Here is a 19,285-nt window from a genome sequence, read left to right as displayed (position 1 = left end):
CGACGACGCAGAGCTGCTGGAACTGGTTGAAATGGAAGTGCGCGAGCTGTTGTCGAAGTACGAATTCCCAGGCGACGACCTGCCAATCATCAAAGGTTCGGCACGTATGGCGCTGGAAGGCAAGGAAGGCGAAATGGGCGTTGACGCAGTGCTGCGTCTGGCCGATGCGCTGGATGCTTACATCCCAACGCCAGAGCGCGCTGTTGACGGTGCGTTCCTGATGCCAGTAGAAGACGTGTTCTCGATCTCGGGTCGCGGTACCGTTGTGACCGGTCGTATCGAGCGCGGCATTGTTAAAGTCGGCGAAGAGATCGAAATCGTTGGTATTACCGATACCGTCAAAACGACTTGCACCGGCGTGGAAATGTTCCGCAAACTGCTGGACCAAGGTCAAGCAGGCGACAACGTTGGTCTGCTGCTGCGCGGCACCAAGCGTGAAGACGTGCAACGTGGTCAAGTTCTGGCAAAGCCAGGCTCGATCAAGCCGCATGCTCACTTCACCGGCGAGATCTATGTTCTGTCGAAAGACGAAGGCGGCCGTCATACGCCATTCTTCAACAACTATCGTCCACAGTTCTACTTCCGCACGACGGACGTAACCGGTTCGATCGAGTTGCCAGCAGACAAAGAAATGGTCATGCCAGGCGATAACGTGTCGATCACCGTCAAGCTGATCAACCCGATCGCGATGGAAGAAGGTCTGCGCTTCGCTATCCGCGAAGGCGGCCGTACCGTCGGCGCCGGCGTGGTTGCAAAAATCATCGCATAAGGAAATGTTATGCTTCCACCCGGGGCGTCCTGGGTGGTAGAATAGCACTCCTCGAAAGTTTTACGTAGGGACGTAGCTCAATTGGCAGAGCGTCGGTCTCCAAAACCGAAGGTTGGGGGTTCGATGCCCTCCGTCCCTGCCACCGTCAAGGTGCAGGGCACCGAAAGTAGAAAAATGTCAAATCAATCCGTGCAAACCGTTAGCACGTCGAGTGACAAGATAAAAGTCGCGCTGGCAATAGTGGCTGCGATTGCAGGAGTAGTCGGGTTTTATTACCTGGCAGGCCAACCAGCTCTGGTGCGTGCAAGCGCGCTTGTGGCTGGTTTGGTTATTGCTGTTGCGCTCTTGTATGTCTCGACGACCGGCCGTGAATTTCTCAATTTCGCCAAAGAAGCTGTGCGCGAAACCAAGAAAGTCGTTTGGCCTACCCGCAAAGAAGCCACGCAGATTACTGCGATCGTGTTTGCCTTTGTGCTGGTCATGGCGATTTTCCTGTGGGGCACGGATAAATTGCTCGAGTTTTTGTTGTATGACGTAATTCTGGGTTGGAAAAAATAATGAGCGAAAATGTGCATGATGAAGCGGCGAACGAGTCCGTTCCGGGCGACGCTCCGGTAGCGGACACTGGTGCAGCGCTGAGCGTGCCAGTGAGCAGCAAGCGCTGGTATGTCGTGCATGCTTATTCCGGCATGGAAAAAAGCGTCATGCGCGCACTGACCGAGCGCATCGAGCGCGCGGGCATGCAAGACCAGTTCGGCCAGATCCTGGTGCCGATCGAAGAAGTTGTCGAAGTCAAGAATGGTGTCAAGTCCGTCACCGAACGTCGTTTCTATCCTGGCTATGTGCTGGTTGAAATGGAAATGACGGACGAAAGTTGGCACTTGGTCAAGAATACCAGCAAGGTTACCGGTTTTATTGGTGGCAAGTCGAACAAGCCGACGCCGATCTCCGCGCGCGAAATCGACGGCATCATGAAGCAGATGCAGGAAGGTGTTGAAAAGCCCCGTCCGAAAACCTTGTACGAAGTGGGCGAGCAAGTACGCATCAAGGATGGTCCGTTTACCGACTTCAACGGCAATGTCGAAGAAGTCAATTACGAGAAATCCAAAGTGCGCGTCTCGGTCACCATTTTCGGTCGCGCTACTCCGGTAGAGCTCGAATTCGGCCAGGTCGAAAAAGTCTAAGTATTATCAAGCGCCACCAGGAGCGTCGCGGCAGTCTCAGCGAAATCCGGTCAGAGGAGCCCCGCCAGGGTAGGATCGGCGGGGCGCTACTACTCAATCCAAGATAGGAGCCATCATGGCAAAGAAAATCATTGGTTTTATCAAGCTGCAAGTGCCAGCTGGTAAAGCAAACCCATCCCCACCAATCGGTCCAGCTCTGGGTCAACGTGGTCTGAACATCATGGAATTCTGCAAGGCCTTCAATGCACAGACCCAAGGTCTGGAGCCAGGTATGCCGATTCCAGTCGTGATCACCGCATTTGCGGACAAGTCCTTCACGTTCGTGATGAAGACGCCTCCAGCAACCTACCTGATCAAAAAAGCTGCTGCGATCACCAAAGGTTCGCCGAAGCCACATACCGACAAAGTCGGTACGCTGACCCGCGCACAAGCTGAAGAAATCGCTAAATTGAAAACCCCTGATCTGACCGCTGCCGACATGGATGCTGCTGTACGCACCATCGCTGGTTCCGCTCGTTCGATTGGTATCACGGTGGAAGGTGTTGTATAATGGCTAAGTTATCCAAACGTATCAAGGCTTTGAAAGCCAAAGTCGACCGTACCAAAGTGTACGCTTTCGACAACGCTGTCGCTCTGATCAAAGAGTGCGCAACGGCCAAGTTCAATGAATCGATCGACGTATCGGTACAACTGGGTGTTGATCCTAAGAAATCCGACCAAGTGGTGCGCGGCTCCGTCGTGCTGCCAGCTGGTACCGGCAAAACCGTACGCGTGGCAGTATTCGCGTCGGGCGAAAAAGCTGAAGCTGCTAAAGCAGCTGGCGCCGACATCGTTGGTATGGAAGACCTGGCTGAGCAGATCAAAGCCGGCGACATGCCTTTCGATATCGTTATCGCTTCGCCAGATACTATGCGTATCGTTGGTACCCTGGGTCAGATCCTGGGCCCACGCGGCATGATGCCTAACCCGAAAGTTGGCACTGTTACTCCTGACGTCGCTACCGCCGTGAAAAACGCGAAAGCCGGTCAAGTTCAGTACCGTACCGACAAATCCGGTATCATCCACGCTACCATCGGCCGTAAATCGTTCGCTGACGCAGATCTGAAGTCGAATCTGGTCGCACTGATCGACGCACTGAACAAAGCCAAGCCAGCATCGAGCAAAGGCGTGTACCTGCGCAAAGTTTCGCTGTCGTCGACCATGGGCGCTGGCGTCCGTGTTGACCAGGCTAGCCTGGCAGCTTAAGTAACAGAATCAAGTCCTGTAGCGCCTTCGGGCGCTGCGGGCGCATCTTTGGGCTGTCTGCCCGGTGTTCGCACCGGGCAGACAGACAATCAAAGACCGTTGGGCCGACTGCGATCGCACATGCAGAAGGTTAATAGGCTTGCCGGCAACGGCAAGTGCCCAACGCAGATGGTGTACCCGAACAAGTTTTGTAGTCCTCATGCTGCGTGAATCCATCCGCTCAGTTTAGTACTTCTTGACTTCGGACGCCGTGTTCGAACCGATGCAAGGCGCTCAACCACTCGGTTGTGATTGCCGAACATCATTTAAGGAGGTTGACCGTGAGTCTCAATCTGAATGACAAAAAGGCCGTCGTCGCCGAAGTTTCCGCACAAGTAGCAAATGCGCAAACGATCGTCGTGGCCGAATATCGTGGCATCCAGGTTGGTCACTTGACGCAACTGCGTGCTAAAGCGCGTGCCCAAGGCGTGTACCTGCGTGTGTTGAAAAACACTCTGGCTCGTCGCTCCGTTGAAGGTACCGCATTCGCCAGCCTGGCAGATGCCATGACCGGCCCGTTGATCTACTCGATCTCGGCCGATGCCGTTGCAGCAGCTAAAGTCATCGCTGACTTCGCTAAAACCAACGACAAACTGGTCATCAAAGCAGGTAACTACGCAGGCAAGCCGCTGGATACAGCTGCTGTCACCGCGTTGGCGAGCATTCCTAGCCGTGAAGTCCTCATTTCGCAGTTGTTGGGCGTTATGCTGGCTCCGGTTTCGGGCTTTGCACGTGGTCTGGCTGCCCTGGCAGCGAAAAAAGGCGAAGGCGCCGAAGCTCCTGCAGAAGCAGCAGCAGAAGAAGCCCCAGCAGCCGCTTAATTGCGCGCGCTTTTTTCTCTCAGTACCAATCTGATGTAACTAACGTAATAAATTTAGGAGTTTCAAAATGGCAATTAGCAAAGACGATATCCTGGAAGCAGTTAGCGCCATGTCCGTAATGGACCTGAACGACCTGGTTAAAGCATTCGAAGAAAAATTCGGCGTGTCCGCAGCAGCGATGGCTTCGGCCGGTCCTGCAGCAGGCCCAGCAGCTGCTGCTGAAGAGCAAACCGAGTTCAACGTTGTTCTGGACACCTTCGGCGCAAACAAAGTTGGCGTCATTAAAGCAGTTCGCGAAATCACCGGCCTGGGCTTGAAAGAAGCTAAAGACCTGGTCGATGGCGCACCAAAAACTGTGAAAGAAGCAGTGTCGAAAGCTGATGCTGAAGCAGCAGTTAAGAAACTGGTAGAAGCCGGCGCAACCGCTTCGATGAAGTAATATCTGTACCGGCGTCAGTTAGCGCCCGAGTCAAAGTCTGAGGTTTCCCCTCGCAAGGGGGGAAATCCGACTTTGGCTCCTTTGTCGTCTGTATCGTATTTGTAGCAGCAGTTTTGTTCGATTCAAGCCGGAAAGCAGAGCCTTGAGGTTTCGTCTGTGTCACACGCAGCGGTGCAAACGAACACTTGCAAAACCTGAATTTTCTATCCTTTCTGTCACTCACGGAGTGTCCATGCACTACTCATTTACTGAGAAGAAACGCATTCGCAAATCATTCGCGAAGCGCGCCAACGTTCACCACGTTCCGTTCCTGCTGGCGACCCAGCTCGAGTCTTATCATAGTTTCTTGCAAGAGGACATAGCACCGTCCGGCCGCAAGAATGATGGCCTGCAGTCGGCTTTCACTTCGATTTTCCCTATCGTTTCGCACAATGGTTTTGCGCGTCTCGAATTCTTGTCGTACGTTCTGGGCGATCCTGCCTTTGACGTCAAAGAATGTCAACAACGTGGCCTGACGTTCGCGTCGCCGCTGCGCGCGAAAGTGCGCCTGGTGATCCTGGACAAGGAATCGCCAACCAAGCCTGTCGTCAAGGAAATGAAAGAACAGGAAGTCTACATGGGCGAATTGCCGCTCATGACGACCACCGGTTCGTTCGTCATCAATGGCACGGAGCGGGTTATCGTTTCCCAGTTGCACCGTTCGCCTGGCGTGTTCTTCGAGCACGACCGCGGCAAGACCCACTCGTCGGGCAAACTGCTGTTCTCCGCGCGTATCATTCCTTACCGCGGTTCGTGGCTGGACTTCGAGTTCGACCCGAAAGACATCCTGTTCTTCCGCGTCGACCGCCGCCGCAAGATGCCAGTGACGATCCTGCTCAAAGCCATCGGCATGTCGCATGAGCAAATCCTGGCGAACTTCTTTGTCTTCGACAATTTCAACCTGCGCTCCGAAGGCGCGGAAATGGAATTCGTCTCCGAACGTCTGCGCGGCGAAGTGGCGCGTTTCGACATCGTCGACAAGTCGGGCAAGACCCTGGTGCTGAAAGACAAGCGTATCAACGCCAAACACGTGCGTGATATCGAAGCTGCCGGCATCAAGCATATTTCCGTACCGGAAGACTACCTGCTGGGCCGCGTATTGGCGAAGAATATCGTCGATGGCGACACCGGTGAAGTCGTCGCGTCCGCGAACGATGAGCTGACGGAAGACTTGCTGGGTCGCTTGCGCGATGCCAACATTTCCGAAATCCAGACCTTGTACACCAACGACCTGGATCAGGGCGCCTACATCTCGCAAACCCTGCGTATCGACGACACCGCCGACCAGATGGCTGCGAAAGTGGCGATCTACCGCATGATGCGTCCAGGCGAACCGCCAACGGAAGATTCCGTTGAAGCGCTGTTCAATGGCCTGTTCTACAACTCGGACCGCTACGACCTATCGGCCGTGGGCCGCATGAAGTTCAACCGCCGTATTGGCCGCGATGAACTGACGGGCGCCATGACCCTGTCGAACGAAGACGTGCTGGCCGTGATCAAGATCCTGGTGGAACTGCGCAATGGCCGCGGCGAAGTCGACGATATCGATCACCTGGGTAACCGTCGCGTACGTTGCGTGGGCGAACTGGCCGAGAATCAATTCCGCGCCGGCCTGGTGCGTGTTGAACGCGCCGTCAAGGAACGCCTCGGCCAAGCCGAAGCGGACAACCTGATGCCGCACGACCTGATCAACTCGAAGCCGATTTCGGCCGCGATTCGCGAGTTCTTCGGTTCGTCCCAGCTGTCGCAGTTCATGGACCAAACCAATCCTCTGTCGGAAATTACCCACAAGCGCCGCGTATCGGCTCTGGGACCCGGCGGTCTGACACGCGAACGCGCCGGCTTTGAAGTGCGCGACGTGCATCCGACCCACTACGGCCGCGTCTGCCCGATCGAGACACCGGAAGGTCCGAACATTGGTCTGATCAACTCGCTGGCTCTGTATGCCCGCCTGAATGAATACGGCTTCCTGGAAACCCCGTACCGCAAGGTCGAAGGTTCCAAGATTACCGATCAGATCGACTACCTGTCCGCCATCGAAGAAGGCCGCTACATCATCGCTCAGGCGAATGCGACCATCAACGACGAAGGCATGCTGTCCGATGAACTGGTCTCGGCCCGTGAAGCCGGCGAAACCATCCTGGTCTCCCCGGAGCGCATCCAGTACATGGACGTGGCGCCAGGCCAGATCGTTTCCGTCGCTGCCTCGCTGATTCCGTTCCTCGAACACGATGATGCGAACCGTGCATTGATGGGCGCCAACATGCAACGCCAGGCTGTGCCTTGCTTGCGTCCGGAAAAAGCGCTGGTCGGTACCGGTATCGAACGCACCGTTGCGGTCGACTCGGGCACCACCGTGCAAGCGCTGCGTGGCGGTATCGTCGATTACATCGATGCGGGCCGTGTCGTGATTCGCGTCAACGATGACGAAGCTACCGCTGGTGAAGTGGGCGTCGACATCTACAACCTGATCAAGTACACCCGTTCGAACCAGAACACCAACATCAACCAGCGTCCTATCGTGCAGGTGGGTGACCGTGTTGCCAAGCGCGACGTGATCGCCGACGGCGCATCGACCGACCTGGGTGAATTGGCGCTGGGCCAGAACATGACCGTGGCTTTCATGCCATGGAATGGTCTGAACTTCGAAGATTCGATCCTGATCTCGGAAAACGTCGTCAAGGACGACCGCTACACCTCGATTCACATCGAAGAGTTGTCGGTAGTAGCCCGTGACACGAAACTGGGCGCGGAAGAAATTACGCGCGACATCTCGAACCTGGCTGAAAACCAGCTGGCTCGTCTGGATGAGTCCGGTATCGTCTACATCGGTGCGGAAGTGCAAGCCGGCGACACCCTGGTCGGTAAGGTAACGCCAAAAGGCGAAACCCAGCTGACCCCGGAAGAGAAGCTGCTGCGCGCGATCTTCGGCGAAAAAGCGTCGGACGTGAAAGACACCTCGCTGCGCGTGCCTTCGGGCATGATCGGTACCGTGATCGATGTGCAAGTCTTCACCCGTGAAGGCATCGTGCGCGACAAGCGTGCTCAGCAAATTATCGATGACGAACTGAAACGCTTCCGTCTGGATCTGAACGACCAGATGCGTATCGTTGAAGGCGATGCCTTCCAGCGTCTGGAAAAAATGCTGATCGGCAAAGTTGTCAACGGCGGCCCGAAAAAGCTGGCCAAAGGCGCCAAGATCACCAAGGAATACCTGGCCGATCTGGACAAATACCACTGGTTCGACATCCGCCCTGCGGACGACGATGCAGCAGTAGCGCTGGAAGCGATCAAGGAATCGATCAACGAGAAGCGTCACCAGTTCGATCTGGCCTTCGAAGAGAAGCGCAAGAAACTGACGCAAGGCGATGAGCTGCAACCAGGCGTGCAAAAAATGGTCAAGGTGTACCTGGCCGTGAAACGCCGCCTGCAGTCGGGCGACAAGATGGCAGGTCGCCACGGTAACAAGGGTGTGGTTTCCCGTATTGTTCCTGTGGAAGATATGCCATACATGGCCGACGGCACGCCAGCCGACGTTGTGCTGAACCCGCTGGGCGTTCCTTCGCGGATGAACGTTGGTCAGATTCTCGAGACTCACTTGGGTTGGGCTGCCAAGGGTCTGGGTATCCGCATCGGCGAAATGCTGAAGGCGCAAACCAAGGTCGAGCAAGTGCGCAAGTACCTGACGACGATCTACAACGACAACGGCCGTGCCGAAGAGTTGAACGACTTCGACGACGAAGAGATCATGAAGCTGGCGGAAAACCTGAAAAAAGGTGTTCCATTCGCCACGCCAGTGTTCGACGGCGCCAATGAAGAAGAGATCCGCCGCATGCTGGACCTGGCGTATCCGGACGACATCGCCAAGAACCTGGGCATGACCGCTTCGAAAAACCAGGTGACCATGTATGACGGTCGCACCGGTGAAGCGTTCGAGCGCAAGGTTACTGTCGGCGTCATGCACATGCTGAAACTGCATCACTTGGTTGATGACAAGATGCATGCGCGTTCGACCGGTCCTTACTCGCTGGTGACGCAACAGCCACTGGGCGGTAAAGCCCAGTTCGGTGGTCAGCGTTTCGGTGAGATGGAAGTCTGGGCACTGGAAGCGTATGGCGCGTCGTATGTCTTGCAAGAGATGTTGACCGTCAAGTCCGATGACGTGAATGGCCGTACCAAAGTGTACGAGAACCTCGTCAAGGGCGACCACGTGATCGACGCCGGCATGCCGGAATCGTTCAACGTGCTGGTCAAGGAAATCCGTTCGCTGGGTATCGATATCGACCTCGAACGCAACTAAAAGACAGCCACCTGTCATTTGGTTTGGGAAACACAAAGCCCGGCTGGGAAACCACGCCGGGCAATGTAGTCTCAGGAATATAGAAATTTAATCACCTCTGGAGTGATACATGAAAGCACTGCTCGATCTATTCAAGCAAGTACAGACCAACGAGACCTTCGATGCAATCAAGATCGGTCTCGCTTCGCCTGAGAAAATCCGTTCGTGGTCCTACGGCGAAGTCAAGAAGCCGGAAACCATCAACTACCGTACCTTCAAGCCTGAGCGCGACGGCCTGTTCTGCGCCAAGATCTTTGGCCCGATCAAGGATTACGAATGCCTGTGCGGCAAGTACAAGCGCCTGAAACACCGCGGCGTGATCTGCGAAAAGTGCGGCGTCGAAGTCACCCTGGCCAAGGTGCGCCGCGAGCGCATGGGCCACATCGAGCTGGCCTCGCCTACCGCGCACATCTGGTTCCTGAAGTCGCTGCCGTCGCGTCTGGGCATGGTCCTGGACATGACCCTGCGGGACATCGAACGCGTGCTGTACTTTGAAGCATACGTCGTGACCGATCCAGGCATGACCCCGCTGAAGAAGTGCCAGATCATGTCGGAAGACGACTACGCCGCCAAGTACGAAGAGTACGGCGACGACTTCACCGCCTTCATGGGCGCCGAAGGTATCCGTGAACTGCTGCGCTCGATCGACATCCACCGCGATGCCGAAACCCTGCGCGTGGAATTGAAGGAATCGAAATCCGAAGCCAAGATCAAGAAATACGCGAAGCGCCTGAAAGTGCTGGAAGCGTTCCAACGTTCGGGCATCAAGCCTGACTGGATGATCATGGAAGTGCTGCCAGTGCTGCCGCCGGAACTGCGTCCGCTGGTACCGCTGGATGGCGGCCGTTTCGCGACCTCGGATCTGAACGATCTGTATCGCCGCGTCATCAACCGTAACAACCGTCTGAAACGCCTGATGGAGCTGCGCGCTCCAGAGATCATCACGCGCAACGAAAAGCGCATGCTGCAAGAAGCGGTCGATTCGCTGCTGGACAACGGCCGTCGCGGCAAAGCGATGACCGGCGCCAACAAGCGTCCGCTGAAATCGCTGGCAGAGATGATCAAGGGTAAGGGCGGCCGTTTCCGTCAAAACTTGCTGGGCAAACGCGTCGATTACTCCGGTCGTTCGGTCATCGTCGTGGGCCCGCAATTGAAACTGCATCAGTGCGGCTTGCCGAAACTGATGGCGCTGGAACTGTTCAAGCCATTCATTTTCAATAAACTGGAACTGATGGGTCTGGCGACCACGATCAAGGCGGCGAAAAAGCTGGTCGAGATTCAAGAGCCGGTCGTGTGGGACATCCTGGAAGACGTGATCCGTGAACATCCGATCATGTTGAACCGCGCACCTACCTTGCACCGTCTGGGTATCCAGGCGTTCGAGCCAGTCCTGATTGAAGGCAAGGCCATCCAACTGCATCCGCTCGTCTGCGCCGCATTCAACGCCGACTTTGACGGTGACCAAATGGCGGTCCACGTTCCTCTGTCGATCGAAGCGCAGATGGAAGCACGCACTTTGATGCTGGCATCGAACAACATCCTGTTCCCATCGAACGGCGAACCATCGATCGTTCCTTCCCAGGATATCGTGTTGGGTCTGTACTACGCGACCCGCGAAGCGATCAATGCGAAGAACGAAGGGATGATGTTCCCTGACGTATCGGAAGTGATCCGCGCCTACGACAACAAGGAAGTCGAACTGACGACCCGCGTTACCGTGCGTATTACCGAATACCCGAAAAACGCCGAAACGGGCGAATTCGAGAAAACGGTAACGCGTTACGAAACGACGATCGGCCGTGCGATCCTGTCGGAAATTCTGCCTAAAGGCCTGCCGTTCTCCGTCCTGAACCGCGCGCTGAAAAAGAAAGAAATTTCCAAGCTGATCAACACGTCGTTCCGCAAGTGCGGCCTGCGCGCCACCGTGGTGTTCGCAGACAAACTGATGCAATCGGGTTTCCGCCTGGCGACACGCGCCGGTATCTCGATCTGCGTCGACGACATGCTGGTACCGCCTCAAAAAGTTACCCTGATCGCGACGGCCGAATCGGAAGTCAAGCAGATCGAACAGCAGTACGCCTCGGGTCTCGTGACCGCCGGCGAGCGTTACAACAAGGTAGTCGATATCTGGGGCAAGACCTCGGATGAAGTCGGCAAGGCCATGATGGACCAGCTCAAAGTCGAAGACGTGATCCGCCGCGACGGCACCAAGTCGACGCAAGAATCGTTCAACGCCATTTACATGATGGCCGACTCCGGCGCGCGCGGTTCCGCAGCCCAGATTCGCCAGTTGGCCGGTATGCGTGGTCTGATGGCCAAACCGGATGGCTCGATTATCGAAACGCCGATTACCGCGAACTTCCGCGAAGGTCTGAACGTTTTGCAGTACTTCATTTCGACCCACGGTGCGCGTAAAGGTCTGGCCGATACGGCGCTGAAAACGGCTAACTCCGGTTACCTGACGCGTCGTCTGGTTGACGTGACGCAAGACTTGGTGGTGATCGAGGACGATTGCGGCACCATGAACGGCGCCGTCATGAAGGCACTGGTCGAAGGTGGCGAAGTCATCGAACCGTTGCGTGACCGTATCCTCGGCCGCGTGGTGGTGCATGACGTCGTCAATCCTGAAACCCAGGAAACGCTGTACGAAGCCGGCACCCTGATGGACGAAGACATGGTCGAAGAGATCGAGCGTCTGTCCATCGATGAAGTCAAGGTTCGCACGCCACTGACTTGCGACACGCGCTTCGGCCTGTGCGCCAAGTGCTATGGCCGCGACCTGGGCCGCGGCATGCTGGTCAACGCCGGCGAAGCCGTCGGTGTGGTGGCAGCGCAGTCGATTGGTGAGCCTGGTACCCAGCTGACCATGCGTACGTTCCACATTGGTGGTGCGGCATCGCGTGCAGCAGTGGCATCGTCGGTGGAAGCCAAGTCGAACGGTACCATCCGCTTCACGGCAACCATGCGTTACGTGACGAACGGCAAGGGCGCGCAAATCGTCATTTCCCGTTCCGGCGAAGTGCTGATCACCGACGACCATGGCCGTGAGCGTGAGCGTCATAAAGTACCGTACGGTGCGACCTTGATCGTCAAGGACGGCATGGTCATCAAGGCCGGTACGGCCCTGGCAACGTGGGATCCGCTGACCCGTCCGATCATTACCGAATACGCCGGTCAAGTGCGTTTCGAGAACGTCGAAGAAGGCGTCACCGTAGCCCGTCAGGTCGACGAAGTGACCGGTCTGTCCACCCTGGTGGCGATCGATGCGAAACGTCGTGGTTCGCTGACGAAAACGCTGCGTCCGCAAGTCAAGCTGATCAACGACGCGAACGAAGAAGTCAAGATCGCCGGCACCGAACACTCGGTGGCGATCGGCTTCCAGGTCGGCGCGCTGATCATGGTCAAGGACGGTCAACAGGTATCGGTTGGTGAAGTGCTGGCACGTATTCCTACCGAATCGCAAAAAACGCGCGATATTACCGGTGGTCTGCCACGCGTTGCGGAACTGTTCGAAGCGCGCTCGCCGAAAGATGCCGGTATGCTGGCGGAAGTCACGGGTACGGTTGCGTTCGGTAAAGAAACCAAGGGCAAGCAGCGTCTGGAAATCACGGACATGGACGGCAACAAGCATGAGTTCTTGATCACCAAGGACAAACAAGTGCTGGTGCATGACGGCCAAGTCGTGAACAAGGGCGAGATGATCGTGGACGGCCCGGCCGATCCGCAAGACATCCTGCGCCTGCTGGGTATCGAAGCGCTGGCACGTTACATCGTTGACGAAGTGCAAGACGTGTACCGTTTGCAAGGCGTGAAGATCAATGACAAGCACATCGAAGTGATCGTGCGTCAGATGCTGCGCCGCGTTCAGATCGTCAATGCCGGCGACACCAACTACATCGTTGGCGAGCAGGTAGAGCGTTCGGAACTGCTGGACGAGAACGATCGCATGGCCGTTGAGAACAAGATTCCAGCGACCTACGAAAACGTCTTGTTGGGTATTACCAAGGCATCGCTGTCGACCGATTCGTTCATCTCGGCCGCATCGTTCCAGGAAACCACCCGCGTGCTGACCGAAGCGGCGATCATGGGCAAGCGCGATGGTCTGCGCGGCCTGAAAGAGAACGTCATCGTCGGCCGTCTGATTCCTGGCGGTACCGGCCTGGCCTTCCACCGCGCACGCAAAGAGAAAGAAGCGTGGGAAGTGGAAGAGCGTCAAGCGCTGCTGCTGGCCGAGAAAGCCTCGATGGCTGGCGAAGCTGCCGAAGCGCTGCAGGACATCGAAACCCAGCAACACCACGGCGACGAAGCGTAATCTGCGCTGCTAGCTGACAAGAACGGCACCTTCGGGTGCCGTTTTTTTTCGTCTTGAGATAAGTCAATCAGACCGCGTGGTCCGCATAGCCGTCGGGCCGGATCAGCAGGCTTTTGATGCCGGCCAGTGGTTGGCAGCCGGGTTTGATGGTCAGCGAAGTGAGCCAGGCCGCATCGAAACGGTACGGTTGTACAGCGTGCGCGGCATTGCCAACGACCAGCCGCAGCCATTTTCCCGCGTGCAGCAGTTCATGGATGCCCACGGCCGTGCCGTCGGCCAGGCGCAGCAGCCAGTCGGGCACGCGCCGGCCGATCCAGTCTGCGCTGCCGGCGCTCGCGTCAGAGCCCAGCGAGATGGGATAGCGCACGCCAAAGCCGGACAACTCGCTGGCCAGCGCGCGGTTGACGTCTGGCTGCGCCAGCATGTCGCTGATGGTGGCGCGCAGGGCCAGGGTGTGCGCGTCAAAACGCGTCAGCATGGCCGTTTGCGCGAGGGTATTGTGCTGCAACGACACGCCAACGGGATGGCGCTCCGCATGGTAGCTGTCGAGCAGGCTGTCCGGTGCATAACCCTTGAGCACGCCGGCCAGCTTCCAGCCCAGGTTCATGGCGTCCTGCATTCCCACGTTCATGCCCTGGCCGCCTGCCGGCATGTGGATGTGGGCGGCATCGCCGGCCAGGAAGACGCGTCCCTGGCGATAGCGTCGGGCCAACCGTGTTTCGTCGCTGAAGCGCGACAGCCAGCTGGCGTCATGCAGGCCGAAATCGTAGTCCGCGATGGCCGTGCTGGCCTGCGACAACTCCGCCGCGGTGGCCGCTTCCGCCGCCGCAACCTGGGGGCGGCGGGCATTCAGGGTGATGACGCGGTAGCGGTCTTGCCCCAGCGGCACGATCATCAGGCTACCCGCTGCGTTCGTCAGGGACAGCATGGGTGACGCGGGCGGATGGCGCAGCCGCACATCTCCCATGAGCATGCTGCAAGTGGCCGCCACGCCGTCGAAGGCGATGCCCGCCTGCTGGCGCACGAGGCTGCGAGCGCCATCGGTGCCGATCAGGTAACGGGCACGCAGGCAGAATGGGGCGCCGTCGTGCGTGCCGGCCACCGTGACGCCATCGTCATCCTGCTGTGTCTGTTCCACGAGCGCGCCGCGGACAATTGCCACGCCGTCTTCCAGCAATTGCTCTTCCAGCAGGCGTTCCGTCGTGTTTTGCGGCAGGAACAAGGTGTAGGGATGGGGCGTGTCGAAGCCGGAAAAGTCGAGCCGGGTATCGAGGCCCGCATAGTGACCGCTGGACAGGGAGGTGCCCAGCGCAACAAAGCGCTGGTCCAGGCCCCGCAAGCCCAGCATTTCCAGGGTGCGGCCATGGATGGTCAGCGCACGCGAATGCGCGCCGCGTTGCGGCCGCCGTTCCAGGATGGCCACGCGGATGCCGGCCAGGCGCAATTCGCAGGCCAGGGTCAGGCCGACGGGGCCGGCTCCGACGATGATGACTTCGATATCGCTATTGTGCATGTCGCCCTCAATCTAACGTTGTTAGTCTGTGCAAAATGGTAAACTAACGACGTTAGAGTTTCAAGGGAAATGACAGGAAAATGAAAATTCAACGCGAAGCCGTGGTGGCCAGGGCGCTCGAGCTGCTGGACGAAGTGGGTATCGAAGGCTTGACCATGCGCCGCCTGGCCGACGCGATGGGCATCAAGGCCGCTTCGCTGTACTGGCATTTCGCGAACAAGCAGGCTTTGCTTGATGGCATGGCCGACGTGCTGATCGAAGACGTGGCAAGGAGCATCGATGCGGATGCGGGCTGGGAAGCGCAGTTGCGCCAGGTGGCGGCGCAAATGCGCGCGGCGTTATCGGCCCGCCGCGATGGCGTGCGCGTCTTTGGCGGTACCTATGTGATATCGGAAAACGTGTTTCGCGTCGCCGAAGCGTTAATCGGTCCGATGCGTGCAGCCGGGGCATCGGAGAAACTGGCCAGCTGGAGCGCATTTACGCTGCTCTATTATGTACTCGGTTTTGTCATGGAAGCGCAAGGCACGGGACCGGGAAGCGCCGCGATGCATGCATTATCGAACCGGCGTGCCGATTTCACCGCCATGGCGGCCGATCATTATCCGCACGTGCTCGCATCCATGGATGCCATCTTTAATGCGCAAATCGACGATCGTTTTAATGCGGGGCTCGATTTGATTATGATCGGCTTGCGGGAAAAAATTAAAACGAATCAAGGTATATAATTAATCTGTCCGGCATCCATATATTTTGATGGCCGGGCATATTCAATCACCTCCTTTTTTCTCCGTATTTTTACTGTTGCCTTGTTCGCTTTGTAGTGAGCGCTCACATTGATTTTCCTGCTCGGCGCCGTTGTGGGCTGTACCGTGGCGTGTCCGGCGATACCGAGTACTGCCAGCACGGCCGCCATTGGTCGCGGCCGGCACACGTGTTGCGCAAATGTCCGGGCATGGCGGGCCACGCCAATTATCAGTTTATTCATGCTAAGATTTGGCGCATGATTGCCCAAGCCCTGTTTACTCCCGCCCAGCAGAAATTGCTGGGATTGCTGTTTGTCCGCGTGAATGAAGGCTTTCACTTGAACGAGATCATGCGTTTGACCGGCCTTGGCAGCGCGTCGGCGCAACGGGAGCTGCGCCGCTTGCATGAGTCCGGCCTGATCACGTCGGAGCGGATCGGCAATGTGCGGCGCTTCTGGCCCAACAAGGAAAGCCTCGTGTATCCGGAATTGAGCGGACTGGTGCAGAAAACTTTCGGCATCGTTGGCGTCCTCAGCATGACTCTGGCGCCCTTGCGTGCCCAGTTGCACTTGGCATTCGTGTCGGGTGCCACGGCGAAGGGACAGGACATGCCTGGCAGCGCCATCGATTTGCTGCTGGTGGGCGAAGAAGCCAATTATGGCGATCTGTTGACGGGATTGGCGCCGGCCGAGCGAACCTTGAGGCGTAAAATCAATCCCAACTTATATACGCTGGCCGATTATCGCCGGCGTCTGCGTGAAGGCCAGCCATTTCTGCTGCAGGTATTACAGCAGCCGAAGTTGTTTGTCATCGGCGATGAATCGCAATTGCATGCGCTGGCATTGCCAGATTCTTCCATGCAGGCGAATGACACGCCATCTGTATTCTAAAGGCCGGGCCTGGTATTCAGTTTCTGACATATGAAATTTGGGGATGGAAAAATATCTGAGGCGGATTGATCGTATGATGAATAAACTACAGGCTTTCGGTTTAATTGTTTCCCAGGCAGTACGGGGAGAATTAACGTTTCCCACGAGTGTGAATTCCGCATTGCAATTGCAATTGGCCCTGGCTGAACCGGATTGCCATATCGACCATGCGATCAAGCTGGTTCTGGGCGAACCCTTGCTGGCGGCGCGCACGGTCGCGCTGGCCAACTCGGCCGTGTACAGCCGCGGCGATGCAGCGCCCGTGACCAGCGTGCGCGCCGCCGTGATGCGTATGGGGTACCGCAATCTGTACGCGCTGGTGGCGGCCATGGTGGTGCGCCAGTTCGGCAGCAAGATCATCGACCCCGTCCTGCGCCAGAAGGCGACCCAGCTGTGGGAGCACACGGCCCACGTGGCGGCGCTGGCGCACGTGCTGGCCCGCCGCGTGACGCACGTCGATGCCGACACGGCGCTGTTCGCCGGTATCGTGCATGAGGTGGGAGGTTTTTATTTGCTGTCGCGTGCCGACGAGTTCCCCGGCTTGCTCGACGATGATACGGATCACTGGATGGAGTCCGCCGAAGAGATCATTTCCCGCGAAGTCATGAAGAAGCTGCTGATCCCGCTGGCCGTGAGCGAAGCCATCGAAGGCTTGCGCGATGGCTTGCTGTCCATCCCGCCCGACTCCCTGCTCGATACTTTGTTGTTGGCCAAGCAACTGTCGCCCGTGCCGTCGCCCTTGCAGCTGACGTACGTGGAAATGCTCACGCCCTCCGATTCCGTCATCGATTTCATTATCGACAACGAGACCCTGCAAAGCATCCTGGCCGAATCGGCCGAGGAAGTACACTCGATGAGCGCCGCGCTGCTGGTGTAGCTGGAAACGCCCGCGGCGAAAAAAAACGGCAGCGCCATCGAGGTGCTGCCGTTTTGTTTTCAGGCGCCGCCGCTTACTTCTGCTGCGCGATCCAACGGTCGACCTTGGCTTCCAGCAGCTTCAGGGGCAGGGTGCCGTCGCCGAGTACCACTTCGTGGAACTTCGGCAGGCTGAACTTGTCGCCCAGCGCTTGCTGCGCGCGCTGGCGTAGTTCGACGATTTTCAGCGAACCGATCTTGTAGCCCAGCGCCTGGCCCGGCCACGCCATGTAGCGTTCCGTTTCGCTTTTCGCCACGGCGTCGTAACCGAGGGTGTCGCGCATGTACTTGATCGTCTGCTCGCGCGTCCAGCCCTTGGTGTGCAAGCCCGTGTCGACCACCAGGCGCACAGCGCGCAGCATCTCGTCGTTCAAGTGGCCGAAATACTGGGCCGGATCGTCGAACAGGCCCATTTCCTTGCCCAGGGTTTCCGCATACAGGGCCCAGCCTTCCGTGAAGGCATTGTTGCCGCCGAAACGGCGGAAGTTCGGCAAGTCCATCTCTTGCACCAGCGCCAGGTGGAAATGGTGGCCTGGCTTGCCTTCGTGCAGGAACAGCGTGGTCATGCCTGTGTCGCCATACAGTTTCGGATCCGTGACGACGGACCAGAACACGCCCGGGCGCGAACCGTCGGCGGCCGGCGCCGTGTAGTGGTCGGCGGCCGTGTCGCGGCTCAGTTCAGGTTCCAGGCGCAAGTCCAGCGGCGCCTTCGGCACCAGGGTGAACAGGGCTGGCAATTTGCTGTCCAGCAGCACGTTCAGCTTGCGGTAGACGTCGAGCACTTCCTGCTCCGTCTTGAACGGGCGGTATTTCGCCTGTTCCGACACCCACACGGGCAAGCCGGCAGCCGGGCCGTTGTAGCCCATCTTCGGGCCCACGATCGCGTATTGTTCCTGGATGCGCGCTACTTCCTTCAAGCCGATGGCGTGGATTTGCTCCGGCTTCAAATCCGTGGTGGTGCTGCTGGCCACGCGCGCCTGGTACCAGCTGGCGCCATCGGGCAGGGCGCTCCAGCCGCTGCTCGTGCGGCCGGCCGGCAGGTAATCGCGTTCCATGAAGGTGGACAGGCGCTGCAGCGCAGGCATCAGCTTGGCCTCGATGATGACGGTGTAGGTTTGCGTCAGGCGCGCCTTGTCCGCGTCGGAAAAGCTGGCCGGCAAGTTCTTGATGGGCGTGTAATAGACGCTGTCCTGCGGCGTGGCGCTGACGAGTTTCTTGAATTGCGGCAAGGCCGATTCCGTCAGCGCCTTCGGCAGCACGATGCCTTTTTGCATACCGACTTTCATATTGGCGATGGCCTGGTCTATCCAGCCCGGCAATTGGCCAATACGGCTCAGGTAAGCGTCATACTCCTTGACCGTGGTCAAAGGCTGCGATGCCTCTCCGCCCGCATAATTGGCCAGAGTGACGGGCATGCTGTCCATCTGGTTCAGGGGCAACAGGTATTCGGGGAAGCGCTCGAAGCTCAGCGCCGTGGCCAGTTCATAGTCGAGGATATCGTAATTGATCTGGTCCTGGTGCGACAGCTGCGCGCGGGCAATGCTGCGCAGGGTCTTCTGGTACTGGCGGTACAGGGCGAATTGTTTTGCGCGCGCGGCGGGCACGATGGCTGAACCGATCTGGTCGTCGAAACGGTTGTCGCCGCTCTCGGTGGCATTGATCGGTTCGAAACGGGCCAGCGCATCGTAGTATTGGTCGGCCAGCACTTTCAGCTGCTGCTTCGCTTTGGGCGCGCTGACGGCCACGGTTTTGGCTGCGGGCTGGGCCGCTTGCGCCATGGGCGCATGGGCGAGCAACAGGGAGATGGCCAGGGTGCCGAGGGTGCCGGCGGCAAAACGATGCTTCATGCGCGAGATCCTTTGTAAGGAGGGAATGAACGGAGGCTTACAACGCCTAATAAAACCGTAGCGAGCGGAAGGAAGTTGTGGTCGAGAAGCGCAACTGTACGAAGGTACAGTGAGCATCGCAGACCGCAAATTACGACGCGCAGTAGGTTTT

14 protein-coding genes and 1 tRNA gene are annotated in these 19,285 nt (G+C 57.8%); 13 read left to right on the top strand and 2 right to left on the bottom strand.

The genetic code is table 11. The features are described 5' to 3' along the window. The 10 genes from O0879_RS26050 to rpoC form a co-directional block, all read left to right on the top strand. Positions 1-769, top strand: a 769-nt coding sequence (locus O0879_RS26050) for an elongation factor Tu (protein ID WP_289919511.1), incomplete at its 5' end; no start/stop codon positions are given. 66 nt (positions 770-835) lie between these two features. Further along, positions 836-911, top strand: a tRNA-Trp gene (locus O0879_RS26045). Positions 912-943: 32 nt separating this feature from the next. Next, positions 944-1,327, top strand: a complete 384-nt coding sequence (secE, locus tag O0879_RS26040) for a preprotein translocase subunit SecE (RefSeq protein WP_010394308.1) — start codon at positions 944-946, stop codon at positions 1,325-1,327. After that, positions 1,327-1,953 (top strand): transcription termination/antitermination protein NusG, encoded by a 627-nt coding sequence (nusG, locus tag O0879_RS26035; RefSeq protein ID WP_077398778.1) that lies wholly within the window; start codon positions 1,327-1,329, stop codon positions 1,951-1,953. The genes secE and nusG overlap by 1 nt, the downstream gene beginning before the upstream one ends. Positions 1,954-2,068: 115 nt before the next feature. Further along, a complete protein-coding gene (gene rplK, locus O0879_RS26030) occupies positions 2,069-2,503 on the top strand; it encodes a 50S ribosomal protein L11 (RefSeq protein ID WP_034753131.1) in 435 nt (144 codons plus the stop codon). Further along, positions 2,503-3,198 carry a 50S ribosomal protein L1 gene (gene rplA, locus O0879_RS26025; protein WP_034753134.1) on the top strand — a complete coding sequence of 232 codons (696 nt, stop codon included), beginning with the start codon at positions 2,503-2,505 and terminating at the stop codon, positions 3,196-3,198. Before rplK ends, rplA begins: the two co-directional genes overlap by 1 nt. Before the next feature lie 320 nt (positions 3,199-3,518). Next, positions 3,519-4,058, top strand: a complete 540-nt coding sequence (gene rplJ / locus O0879_RS26020) for a 50S ribosomal protein L10 (protein WP_034753621.1) — start codon at positions 3,519-3,521, stop codon at positions 4,056-4,058. A 67-nt stretch (positions 4,059-4,125) separates the two neighbouring features. Further along, the gene (gene rplL, locus O0879_RS26015) at positions 4,126-4,497 is read left to right on the top strand and encodes a 50S ribosomal protein L7/L12 (RefSeq protein WP_070223390.1); all 372 of its coding nucleotides are present in this window, start codon (positions 4,126-4,128) and stop codon (positions 4,495-4,497) included. Positions 4,498-4,729: 232 nt separating this feature from the next. After that, entirely contained in the window at positions 4,730-8,836 is a 4,107-nt protein-coding gene (rpoB, locus tag O0879_RS26010; RefSeq protein ID WP_077398780.1) for a DNA-directed RNA polymerase subunit beta, read from the top strand. A 109-nt stretch (positions 8,837-8,945) separates the two neighbouring features. Then, positions 8,946-13,187, top strand: a complete 4,242-nt coding sequence (gene rpoC, locus O0879_RS26005) for a DNA-directed RNA polymerase subunit beta' (protein WP_034753138.1) — start codon at positions 8,946-8,948, stop codon at positions 13,185-13,187. 67 nt (positions 13,188-13,254) lie between these two features. Here the strand turns inward: rpoC and O0879_RS26000 are convergent, their stop codons facing one another. Beyond that, entirely contained in the window at positions 13,255-14,700 is a 1,446-nt protein-coding gene (locus tag O0879_RS26000; RefSeq protein ID WP_289919509.1) for an FAD-dependent oxidoreductase, read from the bottom strand. An 80-nt stretch (positions 14,701-14,780) separates the two neighbouring features. Between O0879_RS26000 and O0879_RS25995 the strand changes: the two genes are divergently transcribed. The 3 genes from O0879_RS25995 to O0879_RS25985 all read left to right on the top strand — a co-directional run bounded on the left by O0879_RS25995 (position 14,781) and on the right by O0879_RS25985 (position 17,249). Next, on the top strand, positions 14,781-15,425 hold the full coding sequence (locus O0879_RS25995; protein WP_289919507.1) for a TetR/AcrR family transcriptional regulator C-terminal domain-containing protein: 645 nt from the start codon (positions 14,781-14,783) through the stop codon (positions 15,423-15,425). Positions 15,426-15,574: 149 nt separating this feature from the next. Beyond that, complete coding sequence (locus O0879_RS25990) at positions 15,575-16,333, top strand: ArsR family transcriptional regulator (protein WP_289919504.1); 759 nt, start codon at positions 15,575-15,577, stop codon at positions 16,331-16,333. A 76-nt stretch (positions 16,334-16,409) separates the two neighbouring features. Next, the gene (locus O0879_RS25985) at positions 16,410-17,249 is read left to right on the top strand and encodes an HDOD domain-containing protein (protein WP_099668278.1); all 840 of its coding nucleotides are present in this window, start codon (positions 16,410-16,412) and stop codon (positions 17,247-17,249) included. Between the two features lie 73 nt (positions 17,250-17,322). Here O0879_RS25985 and O0879_RS25980 read toward each other — a convergent pair whose 3' ends face one another. Then, positions 17,323-19,134 (bottom strand): DUF885 domain-containing protein, encoded by a 1,812-nt coding sequence (locus tag O0879_RS25980; RefSeq protein ID WP_289905827.1) that lies wholly within the window; start codon positions 19,132-19,134, stop codon positions 17,323-17,325. Positions 19,135-19,285 lie beyond the last annotated feature (151 nt).

It is taken from the genome of Janthinobacterium sp. SUN120 (genome assembly GCF_030397735.1).
In the GTDB taxonomy this organism is placed as follows: Bacteria; Pseudomonadota; Gammaproteobacteria; order Burkholderiales; family Burkholderiaceae_D; genus Janthinobacterium; species Janthinobacterium kumbetense.
Note: the sequence above shows the minus strand (reverse complement) of the source record. Positions and strands in the feature narration are given on the sequence as shown.

Bases quoted from the DNA above. Each gene is read 5' to 3' on its own strand.
- secE (WP_010394308.1), top strand. From the start codon at position 944: ATGTCAAATCAATCCGTGCAAACCGTTAGCACGTCGAGTGACAAGATA.
- nusG (WP_077398778.1), top strand. From the start codon at position 1,327: ATGAGCGAAAATGTGCATGATGAAGCGGCGAACGAGTCCGTTCCGGGC.
- rplK (WP_034753131.1), top strand. From the start codon at position 2,069: ATGGCAAAGAAAATCATTGGTTTTATCAAGCTGCAAGTGCCAGCTGGT.
- rplA (WP_034753134.1), top strand. From the start codon at position 2,503: ATGGCTAAGTTATCCAAACGTATCAAGGCTTTGAAAGCCAAAGTCGAC.
- rplL (WP_070223390.1), top strand. From the start codon at position 4,126: ATGGCAATTAGCAAAGACGATATCCTGGAAGCAGTTAGCGCCATGTCC.
- rpoB (WP_077398780.1), top strand. From the start codon at position 4,730: ATGCACTACTCATTTACTGAGAAGAAACGCATTCGCAAATCATTCGCG.
- rpoC (WP_034753138.1), top strand. From the start codon at position 8,946: ATGAAAGCACTGCTCGATCTATTCAAGCAAGTACAGACCAACGAGACC.
- O0879_RS26000 (WP_289919509.1), bottom strand. From the start codon at position 14,700: ATGCACAATAGCGATATCGAAGTCATCATCGTCGGAGCCGGCCCCGTC.
- O0879_RS25995 (WP_289919507.1), top strand. From the start codon at position 14,781: ATGAAAATTCAACGCGAAGCCGTGGTGGCCAGGGCGCTCGAGCTGCTG.
- O0879_RS25985 (WP_099668278.1), top strand. From the start codon at position 16,410: ATGAATAAACTACAGGCTTTCGGTTTAATTGTTTCCCAGGCAGTACGG.
- O0879_RS25980 (WP_289905827.1), bottom strand. From the start codon at position 19,134: ATGAAGCATCGTTTTGCCGCCGGCACCCTCGGCACCCTGGCCATCTCC.